Source organism: Streptomyces sp. NRRL WC-3549 (genome assembly GCF_000721935.1).
Lineage (GTDB): Bacteria > Actinomycetota > Actinomycetes > Streptomycetales > Streptomycetaceae > Streptomyces.
Window position 1 is genome coordinate 188,766 of sequence record NZ_KL585381.1, and the last position, 14,344, is coordinate 203,109.

Consider the following 14,344-nt stretch of genomic DNA (forward strand, 5'->3'; position numbering starts at 1 on the left):
AATCCGGTGTTCAGGGCGCACAATCGAGACAGATGCGGTGTGAGAGGCGCTACATTGCCCGCCCTTTCGGCCAGGAGGTGCTCCATGGCACAGACAGTCCGATCCGCCGGCAGCCGGTCCGCTCCCAGCCACGTGGCCAACGCCCGCCCGGCCACCGGTTCCCTCTTCGCGACGGACGGCAGGCCACACCCCGTGCAGGAAGTACTGATGGTGGTGACCGGGGTACTCGGGGTGCTCGCGTTCGTGTCGGCCATGTTCCACAACCTCCACCTGCTCAGCTCCTGGGCCGGGCTGGCCGGGCTGCTGACCGGCGCCTACGGGCAGTACATCTCCAAGACGACCTGGCAGCGGTTCGCCTTCATCATGGGGATCGGATCGTCCGGAGTCGGTTTCCTGCTCGGCATGGCACACGGCGGCCTCTTCGGCGGTGTGATCACCTGACCGGCAGAGCGGTGGCCGGGCCGATCGGCCCTCCGCCCCGCGCTCCCGCGGGCGATCGCCGCACGGCAGGCGCCCGGTCCGGCCCCCCAGGGGCCGGGCCGGGCGCCGCTCGGTCACAGTAGGCTTCGGCGCGAGAGCCGGAGCCCCTGACCGATGGGGACACACCTGCCGAGGAGCGCCCCGCATGAGCCTGACCCTGAGGACCATCAGCCGAGAGCAGCATCTGGCGTACATCCAGAGCCTCCCCTCGGCCAGTCACTGCCAGGTCCCGGCGTGGGCGGACGTGAAGACCGAATGGCGCTCGGAGAGCCTCGGCTGGTTCGACAAGTCCGGCGAGATCGTCGGCGCCGGGCTGGTGCTGTACCGCCAGCTGCCCAAGATCAAGCGCTACCTCGCCTATCTCCCCGAGGGCCCGGTCATCAACTGGTACGCCCCGAACCTGGACGACTGGCTCCAGCCGATGCTCGCGCACCTCAAGCAGCAGGGTGCCTTCTCGGTGAAGATGGGCCCGCCCGTGGTCATCCGCCGCTGGGACGCGGCCGCCATCAAGGCGGGCATCCAGGACCCCGAGGTCAAGCGGCTGCGCGACGTCGAGGCCACCCACATCGAGCCGCGGGCCTTCGAGGTCTCCGACCGGCTGAGGAAGATGGGCTGGCAGCAGGGCGAGGACGGCGGCGCCGGATTCGGTGACGTACAGCCCCGTTACGTCTTCCAGGTCCCGCTCGCCAACCGGTCCCTGGAAGACGTGCTCAAGGGCTTCAACCAGCTCTGGCGCCGCAACATCAAGAAGGCCGACAAGGCCGGCGTCGAGGTCGTCCAGGGCGGCTACGAAGACCTGGCCGAGTGGCAGCGGCTCTACGAGATCACCGCCGTGCGTGACCACTTCCGCCCGCGCCCGCTCTCGTACTTCCAGCGCATGTGGACGGTCCTCAACACGGAGGACCCCAACCGCATGCGGCTGTACTTCGCCCGGCACAACGGCGTGAACCTCTCCGCCGCCACGATGCTCGTGGTCGGAGGGCACGTCTGGTACTCGTACGGCGCCTCCGACAACATCGGGCGTGAGGTCAGGCCGTCGAACGCCATGCAGTGGCGCATGCTCCGCGACTCGTACGCGATGGGCGCGACCGTCTACGACCTGCGTGGCATCAGCGACTCCCTGGACGAGACCGATCACCTGTTCGGTCTGATCCAGTTCAAGGTCGGCACGGGCGGGGAAGCCGTCGAGTACGTCGGCGAGTGGGACTTCCCCCTCAACAAGCTGCTCCACAAGGCGCTCGACATGTATATGTCCCGTCGCTGACCCCCTTCCCTCCCGCTCCTCCCCTCGAACTCCACCGCAGCCACCAGAAAGGTTCCGGGCCGGCCATGGCGCTCTCCCTCTACGTCGACACCGCGCGCTGGCGGGCGCACCACACGTCCGTGCTCGACCAGTTCCCCGGGCTCGTCCCCGTCTGCAAGGGCAACGGGTACGGCTTCGGGCACGAACGGCTGGCCGAGGAGACCATCCGTTTCGGCTCCGACATCCTGGCCGTCGGCACCACGTACGAGGCCGCCCGGATCAAGGACTGGTTCAGCGGCGACCTGCTGGTGCTCACGCCCTTCCGGCGGGGCGAGGAGCCGGTACCGCTGCCCGACCGCGTGGTCCGTTCGGTCTCCTCGGTGGACGGCGTGCACGCCCTGGTGGGCGCCCGGGTCGTCATCGAGTGCATGAGCTCGATGAAGCGCCACGGTGTCAAGGAGGAGGAGCTCGGCCAGCTGCACGCGGCGATCGAGGACGTGCGCCTCGAAGGGTTCGCCCTGCACCTCCCGCTGGACCGCACGGACGGCTCGGACGCGGTCGAGGAGGTCATCGCGTGGATGGACCGCCTGCGTGCCGCGCGGCTGCCCCTGCACACCATGTTCGTCAGCCACCTGCGGGCCGAGGAGCTGGCACGGCTCCAGCAGCAGTTCCCGCAGACCCGTTTCCGCGCCCGCATCGGCACCCGCCTCTGGCTCGGCGACCACGAGGCGACGGAGTACCGCGGCGCGGTCCTCGACGTCACGCCGGTCGTCAAGGGGGACCGGTTCGGCTACCGGCAGCAGAAGGCCGCCTCCGACGGCTGGCTGGTGGTCGTCGCGGGCGGTACCTCGCACGGTGTCGGCCTGGAGGCCCCCAAGGCGCTGCACGGGGTGATGCCGCGCGCCAAGGGCGTCGCACGCGCCGGCCTGGCCACGGTCAACCGCAATCTTTCGCCGTTCGTCTGGGCGGGTAAGCAGCGCTGGTTCGCCGAGCCGCCGCACATGCAGGTGTCGATCCTGTTCGTCCCCTCGGACGCTCAGGAGCCGAGGGTCGGTGACGAGCTGGTTGCCCACCTGCGCCACACCACCACCCAGTTCGACCGCCTGGTGGACCGCTAGTCCCGCCCTGCCGCTCAGGACGGGACTCCCTCCCTGCCGCTCAGGGCGCGGACGGCCCGTCCGCCGTGTCCCCCTCCACCCGCGGTCGTTCGGCCGCGGGTGTCCCGTGTCCGGCGGGGTGCTGCCCGAGCCCGGCGAGTGCCACCGTGTCCGGGGCCTCGTCGAGCACTCCGCCCGACGGGTCGTCCGAGCCGTCACGCCGCACCGGGTCGCGCTCGGGCATCAGGACGTCCCGGACGACCACGGCGCACAGGTACAGCGTCCCCAGCAGATGCAGGGCGATCGCGACCTGGTAGCCCTCCTGCGGGAGCCCCTGGTGCTTGTCACCACTCGTCGTGTACGCGAGGTACATCCAGATCCCCAGGAAGTACAGGACCTCGCAGGCCTGCCAGATCAGGAAGTCCCGCCAGCGCGGCCGGGCCAGTGCGGCGAGCGGGATCAGCCACAGCACGTACTGCGGCGAGTAGACCTTGTTGGTCAGGACGAAGGCGGCCACCACCAGGAACACCAGCTGGGCGAAGCGCGGCCGGTGGCGGGCGCTCAGCGCCAGCCCGGCGATCCCTGCGCACAGCACGATCATCAGGAGCACCGAGGCCGTGTTCACGGTGGAGACGTCGATGGGCCTGCCGGTGCGCTGGGTGATGAGCAGCCAGAACGAGCCGTAGTCGATCTGCCGTTCCTGACTGAAGGTGTAGAACTTCTTCCACCCCTCGGGGGCCACGAGCATGACCGGCACGTTCACCACCAGCCACGCGGCCACCGCCCCGAACAGCGCCCTGCCGAAGTCGCGCAGCCTCCCCGCCCGCAGGCACAGGACGAGCAGGGGGCCCAGCAGCAGTACGGGGTAGAGCTTGGCCGCCGTCGCCAGGCCGATGAGGATGCCGAAGGCGATCGCCCGCCCGCGTGACCACATGAGCATCGCCGCCGCGGTCAGCGCGACGGCGAACAGGTCCCAGTTGATCGTCGCCGTGAGGGCGAACGCCGGGGCCAGGGCGACCAGCAGGCCGTCCCACGGCCGGTTCCGGTGCGTCCGGGCCACGCAGACGACGATGACCACGGCGCAGATCATGAGCATGCCCGCGTTGACCATCCAGTACATCTGCTCGCGCTGCTGCATGGGGTCCGAGTCGGGCGTCAGTGTCAGCCAGGACGCGACCTGCATGAACAGCCCGGTGAGCACCGGGTACTCCAGGTAGGCCATGTCCCCGTTGAGCCGGTCGGCGTACGGCACCAGGCCGTCGGCGAAGCCCCGGCCGACGTAGAGGTGCGGGATGTCGGAGTAGCAGGCGTGCGTGTACTGCGAACTGGCCCCCTGGAACCACGCCCAGTCGTAACAGGGGATCTTCTGCACCATGCCGAGGGCGAACATCCCGATCGCCACGAGCACCAGGACGCGCACCGGTGTGAGCGGCCCGGTCCCGACGCGCGCCCAGCGCCCCAGCGGGCCGCCGATCAGCTCGCTGCCGGCCGCCGCGACCTCGTCCTGCTGCGTCGGCCGGACCACCGGCCGGTCCTGGTGCACGCTCGTGTCCTGTGGGCTTGGCATGGGGCACATCCTGCCGTACGGCGCTGTGTGCGGGGCTCGGACCGGGTGCGGGGCTCGGACCGTGTCCGGGACCGAAAGGGCCCGCCGGCACCTGGGTGGTGCCGGCGGGCCCGTGTCACGCGTTCCGGTGGGCCCCCCGCGGGGCCCTGCGCCGGTGGCTATCCGAACAGACCGCTCTGGCCACTGGCGCCGCCGCGGCCGTTCGAGCCGTTGGTTCCGTTGCCGTTGCCACCGTCGGCCGCGCCCTCGGTGGTCCCGGTGTCGGTTCCCCCGTCCGAGGAGCCCGCGTCGGCGCCGCCGTTGGCGTTGCCGTCAGTGGCTCCCTGATTGTCGTTCCCGCTGTCGGCGCCGCCGTTGTCCTCGTTGCAGTCCCAGCCCCACAGGCCGCACGAGTTGCTCGGCGAAGGGGACGTGGAGGGGAGGGAGGGGTCCGGCGAAGGCGACTTCGAGGGCTCCTTGGACTCGCTCTCCGAGGGCGAGGGGCTCGGCGTCGGGCTGGGGCTGACCGCGCCACCGCCCCAGACCGTCTTTCCGAACGGCTCGGGCTTCGGGAAGGTCAGCACTTCCGCGCCCTTGAGGGCGGCGGTCATGTACTCGCGCCAGATCTGCGCGGGGAAGGAGTTTCCGTGGATCTTGTCCTCGCCACCCGTGCCGTACATCTTTTCGAACTCGCGGTCCTTGACCGACTCGTCGTCGTTCAGGCGGAACATGCTGATCGCGGTCGAAAGCTGCGGCGTGTACCCGACGAACCAGGCCGACAGGTTGCCGTCCGTGGTGCCCGTCTTACCGGCCGCATCCCGGCCTTCGAGCCGGGCGGGCGTGCCGGTGCCGTTCTCGACGACGCCCTTGAGCACGTCGGTGACGTTGTCCGCGATGGCGCTCTCCATCGCGGTCTTCGTCGCCTTCTCGTGCCGGTAGATGACTTCGCCCTTGTGCTTGACCTCGGTGACGGAGAAGGGTTCGTTCTGCTTGCCACTGGTGGCGAAGGTGGCGTAGGCGCCGGCCATGCGGATGGCGCTGGGTGACGAGGTACCGATCGAAAACGAGGGGACGCTCGCGTCGGCCATGTAGTTGTCGTCCCGCAGCCCCGCCGCGATCGCGACCTGCTTCACCTTGTCGGTGCCGACGTCCATACCGAGCTGGACGAACGGGGAGTTGGCGGACTGCTCCATCGCCTCCCGCAGGGTGATGTCGCCATAGCTGTGCTGCCCGTCGTTGGTCTGGTACCACGGCTTGCCGTCGTCGTTCAACCAGACCGAGCCGTCGTACTTATTGATCTCCAGCCTGTTGTCGCCGTTGTAGATGCTCTTCGGGGAGACCGGCGTGCGGGTGGACGCGTCCTGGTCCGTACCGAGCTTCGGATTGCGCACGCCGTACTGCATGCCGGCGGCGAGAACGAAGGGCTTGAACGTCGACCCGACCTGGGCGCCGGTCGCGTCCGCGTTGTTGGTGTAGTGCTTGGTCGCGTCCTGACCACCGTAGGTCGCGAGGATCGCGCCCGTCTTGGTGTCCACCGACGCGCCGCCGAACTGGACGTGCGAGTCGAGCTTGGGACGCGCCTTCACGTCGATCTTCTCTTCGTACACCCTGTTGACGGCCGTCTCGAGCTCCTTGACCTTCTTCTTGTCGAAGGTCGTGTGGATCTCGTACCCGCCCCGCGCCAGCATCTGTTCGGTGATGTTCTCCTCGTTGTGCGCCAGGAAGTAGTCCGTGGCGAGGGCGACGAGGTAGCCGGTCTGGCCACCCAGTTCGCTGCCCTTCGTGGGCTCCTTCACCTTGGGGAACTCCTTGTACTTCTCCCGCTCGGCGGCGCTCAGCCTGCCGTCCTTGACCTCCTCGTCGAGGATCCACTTCCAGCGCTTCGTGGCCCTCTCCGTGTTGGCCTTCTTGGACATGTTCACCGGGTCGATCTCCGGGTGCCCGGCGGGGTCGTAGTAGCTCGGTCCCTTGAGCAGGCTCGCCAGGACGGCGCACTCGCTCGCGTTGAGTTGGCCGGCGTCCTTGCCGAAGTACGCACGTGCGGCGGCCTGGAGGCCCGAAGCACCTCGCCCGTAGTAGGAGACGTTGAGGTACCCCGCCATCACCTCGTCCTTGCCGATGGTGTTGCCGACCTTGAGCGTGATGAAGAGTTCCTTGACCTTCCGGCTGATGGTCTGCTCCTGCGAGAGCATGGAGTTCTTCACGTACTGCTGGGTGATGGTGGACCCGCCCTGGGTCTCCCCCCCCTTGGCCATGTTCCAGAAGGCGCGGGCGATACCCATGGGGTCGATGCCGTAGTCGGACTGGAACGACTTGTTCTCGGCCGAGATGACGGCGTTGCGCATCGCCGGGGGGATCTGCGCGAAGCTGAGCTCCTGGCGGTTGACGTCCCCGCCGGTGGCGACCATCTGGGTGTCGTCGGCCCAGTAGTAGACGTTGTTCTGGGCCGTGGCGATGTCCTTCGGGTTGGGAGGCACCACGAGCGCGTACGCGAGGCCGGCCGCGCCCATCATCAGGCCGATGAAGCCCAGGCAGAGACCGGAGACCAGCTTCCAGGAGGGGACCCAGCGCCGTACGCCGTACTTGCCGGCGCGCGGGTAGTCGATGAACCTCTTCTTGCCGGGAGGCCCGTCCGTCGCCCGTCCGCGGCCCCCGGGGCCCGCGGCGTCGCCACCGCCCCGGCGCCTGCCCCCTCCACGCTGGGCGGCACGACGCGCCTCGGCCCGGCCGCCGTATGACGGCTCATCACCAAGGGGCTCGGACGGTGATGATTCGGTGGCTCTACGTGACGATTCCCGGCGTCCGGTGGACTGCTGGGCGGCTCGTCTGGCCGCGGCACGACCGCCACCTTGCGGTTGCGGCGCTTTGCGACGGTGCTCGCTCATCGAACGACTACTCCTCGGGCAGGCGAGAGCGCCTGGAAGCGGCAGTTGAGATCCGGTCCCCCCGAATTGCGGACGAGCCCTGCGGAAGGCTCATCCGCAGTACATCCGGCAGTCCGCGATGACTGACGCGCGAGGACGCCGCGCGGTTCCCGGTGGTCTGCATGCCGCACAGACTACGCACGGTCAAAAGCCTCCCGGGCCCGAACTTCACCCCAAACAACGCAAGTCGCTCTCTACGAATCATCAATGTGACGCCGCTCACGAATGCCCCTCTTGTCGAACATCACGGACCGATCTATCGTGCTGATGTATCGAGTCGATACATCAGCACGGCATAAGGTGGGCTCACGAGCTCAGCGGAAGCACCAGACGAAGGAGGACGCGAAGGTGAGCAGACGCTCCGGCATCCTCGAATTCGCGGTGCTCGGCCTGCTCCGCGAGTCCCCGATGCACGGGTACGAACTGCGCAAACGCCTCAACACCTCGTTGGGGATCTTCCGCGCGTTCAGCTACGGCACGCTCTACCCCTGCCTCAAGACACTGGTCGTCAACGGCTGGTTGATCGAGGAGACCGGCAGCGATCCGACGACTCCGCCCGCCGGCCCCCGTGGGGTCGCCCCCACGTCCTCGCTGGCAGGGCGCCGCGCGAAGATCGTCTACCGGTTGACGGCAGAAGGTAAGGAGCGCTTCGAGGAGTTGCTGTCGCACACCGGTCCGGACGCCTGGGAGGACGAGCACTTCGCGGCTCGATTCGCCTTCTTCGGTCAGACGGAGCGCGAGGTGCGGATGCGGGTGCTCGAAGGCCGGCGCAGCAGGCTGGAGGAACGCCTCGAGAAGATGCGCGCCTCGCTGGCCCGCACCCGGGAACGGCTCGACGACTACACGCTTGAGCTGCAGCGGCACGGCATGGAGTCCGTGGAGCGCGAAGTGCGCTGGCTGAACGAGCTCATCGAGAGCGAGCGGTCGGGACGGGATCAACGCCGATCCTCGCCCGAGGGCTCCACTCAGCAGGACACATCAGGAGAGACGGGCGGCCTGCCCCGGCACGGGGACAACACCCGGCCGGATCCGTCCGACGACACCAAGTGACACCCCCCTCGGGACCGCACGGCTTCGCCGGGGGAACACAGAGAACACACAGGGAGCAATCCGCATGGGTTCGGTTCGCGTAGCCATCGTCGGCGTGGGCAACTGCGCCGCCTCGCTGGTGCAGGGCGTCGAGTACTACAAGGACGCCGATCCGGCCGGCAAGGTGCCCGGCCTGATGCACGTCCAGTTCGGCGACTACCACGTGGGTGACGTCGAGTTCGTCGCCGCCTTCGACGTCGACGCGAAGAAGGTCGGCCTCGACCTCGCGGACGCCATCGGCGCCAGTGAGAACAACACCATCAAGATCGCCGACGTGCCGAGCACCGGCGTGACCGTCCAGCGCGGCCACACCCACGACGGCCTGGGCAAGTACTACCGCGAGACGATCGAGGAGTCCGCCGAGGCGCCGGTCGACGTCGTCCAGATCCTCAAGGACAAGCAGGTCGACGTCCTCGTCTGCTACCTGCCCGTGGGTTCCGAGGTGGCGGCGAAGTTCTACGCCCAGTGCGCCATCGACGCCAAGGTCGCGTTCGTCAACGCCCTCCCGGTCTTCATCGCCGGCACCAAGGAGTGGGCGGACAAGTTCACCGAGGCCGGTGTCCCGATCGTCGGTGACGACATCAAGTCCCAGGTGGGCGCGACCATCACGCACCGTGTGATGGCCAAGCTCTTCGAGGACCGCGGCGTCATCCTCGACCGCACGATGCAGCTGAACGTCGGCGGCAACATGGACTTCAAGAACATGCTCGAGCGTGAGCGCCTGGAGTCCAAGAAGATCTCGAAGACCCAGGCCGTCACCTCGCAGATCCGTGACCGTGAGCTGGGTGCGGACAACGTCCACATCGGCCCCTCGGACTACGTGGCCTGGCTGGACGACCGCAAGTGGGCGTACGTGCGCCTTGAGGGCCGCGCCTTCGGTGACGTCCCGTTGAACCTGGAGTACAAGCTGGAGGTCTGGGACTCCCCGAACTCCGCCGGTGTCATCATCGACGCCGTCCGCGCTGCGAAGATCGCCAAGGACCGCGGCATCGGCGGCCCGATCCTCTCCGCGAGCTCCTACTTCATGAAGTCCCCGCCGGTGCAGTACTTCGACGACGAGGCCCGCGAGAACGTCGAGAAGTTCATCAACGGCGACGCCGAGCACTGATCCCACCGGTGACGGCATCCGCCTCACCGCGATCGGGATGACGGACGAGGACGCTCCGTCGACGCAGCACGCGAGGGGTCCCCGGGCATTCCACCCGCCCGGGGACCCCTCGCGTGTGTGACCCTTGCCCACATGCCTGTCGTGCGTGATCTGGGCGTTCTCCTGCGCCTGACGAACTTCCGCCGTCTCCTGGCCGTGCGGCTTCTCTCGCAGTCGGCCGACGGTGTCTACCAAGTCGCCCTCGCCACCTATGTGGTGTTCTCACCGGAGAACCAGGCGACACCCGGCGCGATCGCCTCGGCCATGGCGGTCCTGCTGCTCCCGTATTCACTGGTCGGCCCGTTCGCCGGTGTCCTGCTGGACCGCTGGCCGCGCCGGCAGGTCTTCCTGTACGGCAACCTGCTGCGTGCCGTACTCGCCTGCTGTACCGCTCTGTTGCTGCTCAGCTCCGTTCCTGACTGGGCGTTCTACGCATCGGCCCTGTGTGTCACCGCCGTCAACCGCTTCGTACTGGCCGGGCTGTCGGCCGCGCTTCCCCGTGTGGTGGACGCGGACCGGCTCGTGGTCGCCAACTCCCTCTCGCCTACCGCAGGCACACTGGCGGCCACCCTGGGCGGCGGACTGGCGCTGGCCGTAAGGCTGCTGACGGATGGTTCGGACGCCGTGGTCGTGCTGCTGGGCGCCACCCTCTACCTGCTGTCCGCGCTGGTCTCCCTGAGCCTGCCTCGCGAACTCCTCGGCCCGGACCAGGACCGGGCCCGCCTCCCGCTGCGCGAGGCCCTCGCCACAGCCGCACACGGCCTTGCCGCCGGCTTCCGCCATCTCTCGGAACGCAGGGACGCCGCGCGCGTCCTCGCCGCGATGACGGTCATGCGCTTCTGTTACGGGGCGCTGACGGTGATGCTGCTGATGCTGTGCCGCTACGCCTGGACAGACCGCGAGTCCGACGGGCTCGCCCTGCTCGGCCTGGCACTGGGTTTCTCCGCCGCCGGATACTTCGTGGCCGCCGTGATCACTCCCTGGGCCGTCGGACGCTTCGGGCGGTACGGCTGGCTGGCAGTGTGCGCGGGAGTGGCCGCACTCCTGGTGCCCGCGCTCGGGCTGCCCTTCGCCCCTGCCCCGATGCTGGTGGCCGCTTTCATCCTCGGCCTGGTGACACAAGGGTCGAAGATCGCGACGGACACCGAAGTGCAGACCTCGGTCGACGACGCCTTCCGCGGCAGGGTCTTCTCCCTGTACGACGTCCTGTTCAACGCCGCATTCGTCGCGGCGGCGGGTGTCGCGGCCCTGGCCCTTCCCACGGACGGCCGGTCCGTCACCGTGGTGATCGGTGTGGCGGTGCTCTACGCCGCCGTATCCGTGACGATGGCGCACCGGCTACGCGTCGCGTCGGTGTCCCAGGAATCCGGTACCCAAGCCTGAAGGGCGTTGTTTCACGTGAAACAACGCCCTTCAGCTGCCGCTCGTGCGCTCTCGGCCGAGTGCTCATGTTTCACGTGAAACATGAGCACTCGCCCCCCTCAGCTCTGCCCCGCCCACCATTCCTTGAGGGCCGCGACAGCGGCCTCGCGCTCCAGGGGGCCGTTCTCCAGCCGCAGCTCCAGGAGGAAGGCGTACGCCTTACCGATCACCGGGCCGGGGCCTACACCCAGGACCTTCATGATCTCGTTGCCGTCCAGGTCCGGGCGGATCGCGTCCAGCTCCTCCTGGTCCTTCAGCTGGGCAATGCGCTCCTCAAGACCGTCATAGGTACGCGACAGGGCGTTCGCCTTGCGCTTGTTGCGCGTCGTGCAGTCGGAACGCGTCAGCTTGTGGAGCCGGTCCAGCAGCGGCCCCGCGTCCCGCACGTACCGGCGCACCGCCGAGTCGGTCCACTCCCCGTCGCCGTACCCGTGGAAGCGCAGGTGCAGCTCCACGAGCTTGGACACGTCCTTCACCATGTCGTTGGAGTACTTGAGCTCCGTCAGCCGCTTCCTGGCCAGCTTGGCTCCCACCACCTCGTGGTGGTGGAAGGAGACACGGCCGTCCTTCTCGAAGCGCCGCGTCTTCGGCTTGCCGATGTCGTGCAGCAGGGCGGCGAGCCGGAGAACCAGGTCCGGCCCCTCCTCCTCCAGGTCCATCGCCTGCTCCAGGACCGTCAGCGAGTGCTCGTAGACGTCCTTGTGGCGGTGATGCTCGTCACGTTCCAGTCGGAGCGCGGGGAGTTCGGGCAGCACGCGGTCGGCCAGTCCCGTCTCCACGAGCAGTCCCAGCCCCTTGCGGGGGTGAGGGGACAGAAGCAACTTGTTGAGCTCCTCACGGACACGCTCGGCCGAGACGATCTCGATGCGGCCGGCCATGTCCGTCATCGCCGCGAGAACGTCAGGGGCGACCTCGAAGTCGAGCTGAGCAGCGAACCGGGCGGCCCGCAGCATCCGCAGCGGGTCGTCCGAGAAGGAGTCCTCAGGCGTGCCCGGAGTACGCAGCACACGCGCCGCCAGATCCTCGAGGCCACCGTGGGGGTCGACGAACTCCTTCTCCGGCAGGGCCACGGCCATGGCGTTGACCGTGAAGTCACGACGGACCAGATCCTCCTCGATGGAATCGCCGTAGGAGACCTCCGGCTTCCTCGAGGTCCGGTCGTACGCCTCCGACCGGTAGGTCGTGATCTCGATCTGGTAGCCGTCCTTCTGCGAGCCGACGGTGCCGAAGGCGATTCCGACCTCCCACACGGAGTCGGCCCACGGTCGGACGATCTTGAGCACGTCGTCGGGGCGCGCATCGGTCGTGAAGTCCAGGTCGTTGCCGAGCCTGCCGAGCAATGCGTCGCGTACCGACCCTCCGACCAGGGCGAGCCGGAAGCCGGCTTCCCGGAATCGGCGGGCGAGGTCGTCGGCGACCGGGGACACCCGCAGCAGTTCACTGACTGCGCGGTGCTGCACCTGGCTCAGTGCACTGAGGTTGTCTTCGTTGGCGTTCGGCACAACAGAAAAGGGTACGTGCACCGGCCGACCCGGGCGGCATCGTTTCCCGGCCCCCTGCGAGACTCTCCCGATCATGGGGCGCAGTCCGTGGCACTGAGCCCTCGGCCGCATCGTTACCATGCGTGGACGCAGAGACCGGCAGGGCCGAGAACCAGCCGACGACGACGAGGGACGGATACGCGTGGCCGAGGCGGCAGACTCCCAGGGGATGACTACCTCCCCTGCCCGCCGGTGGCTCCGGCGCACGGCCTCCCTGCTCGTCGGGGTGCCCCTGCTGGCGGGGCTCCTGACCGGTCCCGCGGCCCTCCCGGCACAGGCTGTCGGCCCGGGCAAGGCACCCACCGGCTCCCGGACGGTCGCTGTGGCCCTGGACACACTCGCACCGAGCGCGCCTGTCGAAGGCGACACCCTGACGATCTCGGGCACGCTGACCAACAAGGGCAAGAAGACGGTCAAGGACGCCGAGGTCGATCTGCGCGTCGGCCCGAGGCTGTCCGGTCGCTCCGCGGTGGACGAGGCCGCCTCCCGCACCGGGTACCTGCCCGGCAGCGACCCGGCCGCGCTCGGCGACGCGTACACGCTGAAGGTCCCCGCGCTCGCTTCCGGTGTCAGCCAGGACTTCACCCTCACCGTCCCGGTGGACAAGCTGGGACTGGACGAGGAGGGCGTCTACCAGCTGGGGGTGTCCCTCACCGGCCAGACCTCCGAAGCCCCCTACGACCAGGTACTCGGCATTCAGCGGACCTTCCTGCCGTGGCAGCCCGAGGACACCGGTACCAAGACGAAGCTGACCTTCCTCTGGCCGCTGATCGCATCCGCGCACGTCACGGCCGAGACGGGCTCCGACGAGCAGCAGACCCCCGTCTTCGCCGACGACGACCTCGCCCTGGAACTCGCTCCCGGCGGCCGGCTGGAGCAGATGGTCTCGCTCGGCAGTGGACTTCCCGTGACATGGGTGATCGATCCGGACCTGCTGGCCTCGGTCGACGCCATGACGAAGAACTACCGGGTCAAGACCGGCGACACGACGGTCGCCGGAACGAACCAGGCCATCGCCCGGCAGTGGCTGACCTCGCTGCAGTCGGCGGTGAAGGACAGCACGGTGGTCGCCCTGCCCTTCGCCGATCCCGATCTCGCATCGATCGCCCACCGCGGCAAGAACGTCTCGGGCACGCTCAGCCATCTGCAGACGGCGACCGAGGTGGCGGGCACGACGGTGGAGACCATCCTCCACGTGAAGCCGTCCACCGACTTCGCCTGGCCGGTCGACGGCGCGATCGATCCCTCCGTCGTCGACGTCGCCACCTCGGCCGGTGCGCACAAGGTCATCGCCAGGAGCGACAGTCTCGAGGAGACCGGCGGCCTGCCCTACACACCGACCGCGGCCCGGCCCGTCGGGGGCGGGACCACCGCCGTCGTCGCCGACCACCGGCTCTCGACCGCCTTCACGGGCGACCTGGCCAAGGCGGGCAGCTCGACCCTCGCCGTCCAGAAGTTCCTCGCCCAGACGCTGGCCCTGACCGAGCAGGAGCCCGACAAGGCCCGCAGCATCGTCGTGGCCCCGCAGCGGACGCCCACGGCCGCCCAGGCGCAGACGATGGCGCATGCCCTGCGGGCCCTCTCGGACGAGCGCTGGACCCAGCCGCTCGACCTGGTCGCGGCGGCCGGGGAGAAGCCCGACGCCCGCGCCACCACCAAGGTGCCCAAGGCCTCCGCCTATCCGAAGAAGCTCCGCCGCCAGGAGCTCCCCACCCAGGCCTTCCAGGACATCCGGTCGACGCAGGACTCGCTCAACAGTTTCCAGGTGATCCTCACCCAGCCCGAACGGGTGGTGACCCCGTTCGGGAACTCGGTCAACCGCGCCGTGTCCACGTCCTGGCGCGGCAGGCCGCTG

At 68.8% G+C, this 14,344-nt stretch carries 10 protein-coding genes; 7 read left to right on the plus strand and 3 right to left on the minus strand.

Features of this window, described 5'->3' with window-relative positions:
• Positions 1-84 precede the first annotated feature (84 nt).
• The 3 genes from IH13_RS0101135 (at position 85) to IH13_RS0101145 (ending at position 2,841) form a co-directional block, all read left to right on the plus strand.
• A complete protein-coding gene (locus IH13_RS0101135) occupies positions 85-441 on the plus strand; it encodes a hypothetical protein (RefSeq protein WP_031080230.1) in 357 nt (118 codons plus the stop codon).
• A 184-nt stretch (positions 442-625) separates the two neighbouring features.
• Positions 626-1,744: a lipid II:glycine glycyltransferase FemX gene (locus IH13_RS0101140; protein ID WP_031080232.1), complete on the plus strand. Its 1,119-nt coding sequence runs from the start codon at positions 626-628 to the stop codon at positions 1,742-1,744.
• Between the two features lie 65 nt (positions 1,745-1,809).
• Positions 1,810-2,841, plus strand: coding sequence for an alanine racemase (locus IH13_RS0101145; protein WP_031080234.1), 1,032 nt, complete (start codon positions 1,810-1,812; stop codon positions 2,839-2,841).
• A 40-nt stretch (positions 2,842-2,881) separates the two neighbouring features.
• Here the strand turns inward: IH13_RS0101145 and IH13_RS0101150 are convergent, their stop codons facing one another.
• Both IH13_RS0101150 and IH13_RS0101155 read right to left on the minus strand, forming a co-directional pair.
• The gene (locus tag IH13_RS0101150) at positions 2,882-4,387 is read right to left on the minus strand and encodes a glycosyltransferase family 87 protein (protein ID WP_031080236.1); all 1,506 of its coding nucleotides are present in this window, start codon (positions 4,385-4,387) and stop codon (positions 2,882-2,884) included.
• Between the two features lie 158 nt (positions 4,388-4,545).
• A complete protein-coding gene (locus tag IH13_RS0101155; RefSeq protein WP_082317478.1) occupies positions 4,546-7,251 on the minus strand; it encodes a transglycosylase domain-containing protein in 2,706 nt (901 codons plus the stop codon).
• A gap of 387 nt (positions 7,252-7,638) precedes the next feature.
• Between IH13_RS0101155 and IH13_RS0101160 the strand changes: the two genes are divergently transcribed.
• The 3 genes from IH13_RS0101160 (at position 7,639) to IH13_RS0101170 (ending at position 10,909) form a co-directional block, all read left to right on the plus strand.
• Complete coding sequence (locus IH13_RS0101160) at positions 7,639-8,340, plus strand: PadR family transcriptional regulator (RefSeq protein ID WP_031080238.1); 702 nt, start codon at positions 7,639-7,641, stop codon at positions 8,338-8,340.
• A 64-nt stretch (positions 8,341-8,404) separates the two neighbouring features.
• Entirely contained in the window at positions 8,405-9,487 is a 1,083-nt protein-coding gene (locus IH13_RS0101165; RefSeq protein ID WP_031080240.1) for an inositol-3-phosphate synthase, read from the plus strand.
• Between the two features lie 132 nt (positions 9,488-9,619).
• A complete protein-coding gene (locus tag IH13_RS0101170) occupies positions 9,620-10,909 on the plus strand; it encodes an MFS transporter (protein ID WP_037840634.1) in 1,290 nt (429 codons plus the stop codon).
• Between the two features lie 98 nt (positions 10,910-11,007).
• Here IH13_RS0101170 and IH13_RS0101175 read toward each other — a convergent pair whose 3' ends face one another.
• Entirely contained in the window at positions 11,008-12,450 is a 1,443-nt protein-coding gene (locus IH13_RS0101175; RefSeq protein ID WP_031080244.1) for a CCA tRNA nucleotidyltransferase, read from the minus strand.
• Between the two features lie 181 nt (positions 12,451-12,631).
• Between IH13_RS0101175 and IH13_RS0101180 the strand changes: the two genes are divergently transcribed.
• Positions 12,632-14,344 (plus strand): DUF6049 family protein (locus IH13_RS0101180; protein WP_031080246.1); only part of this gene is annotated, 1,713 nt, incomplete at its 3' end.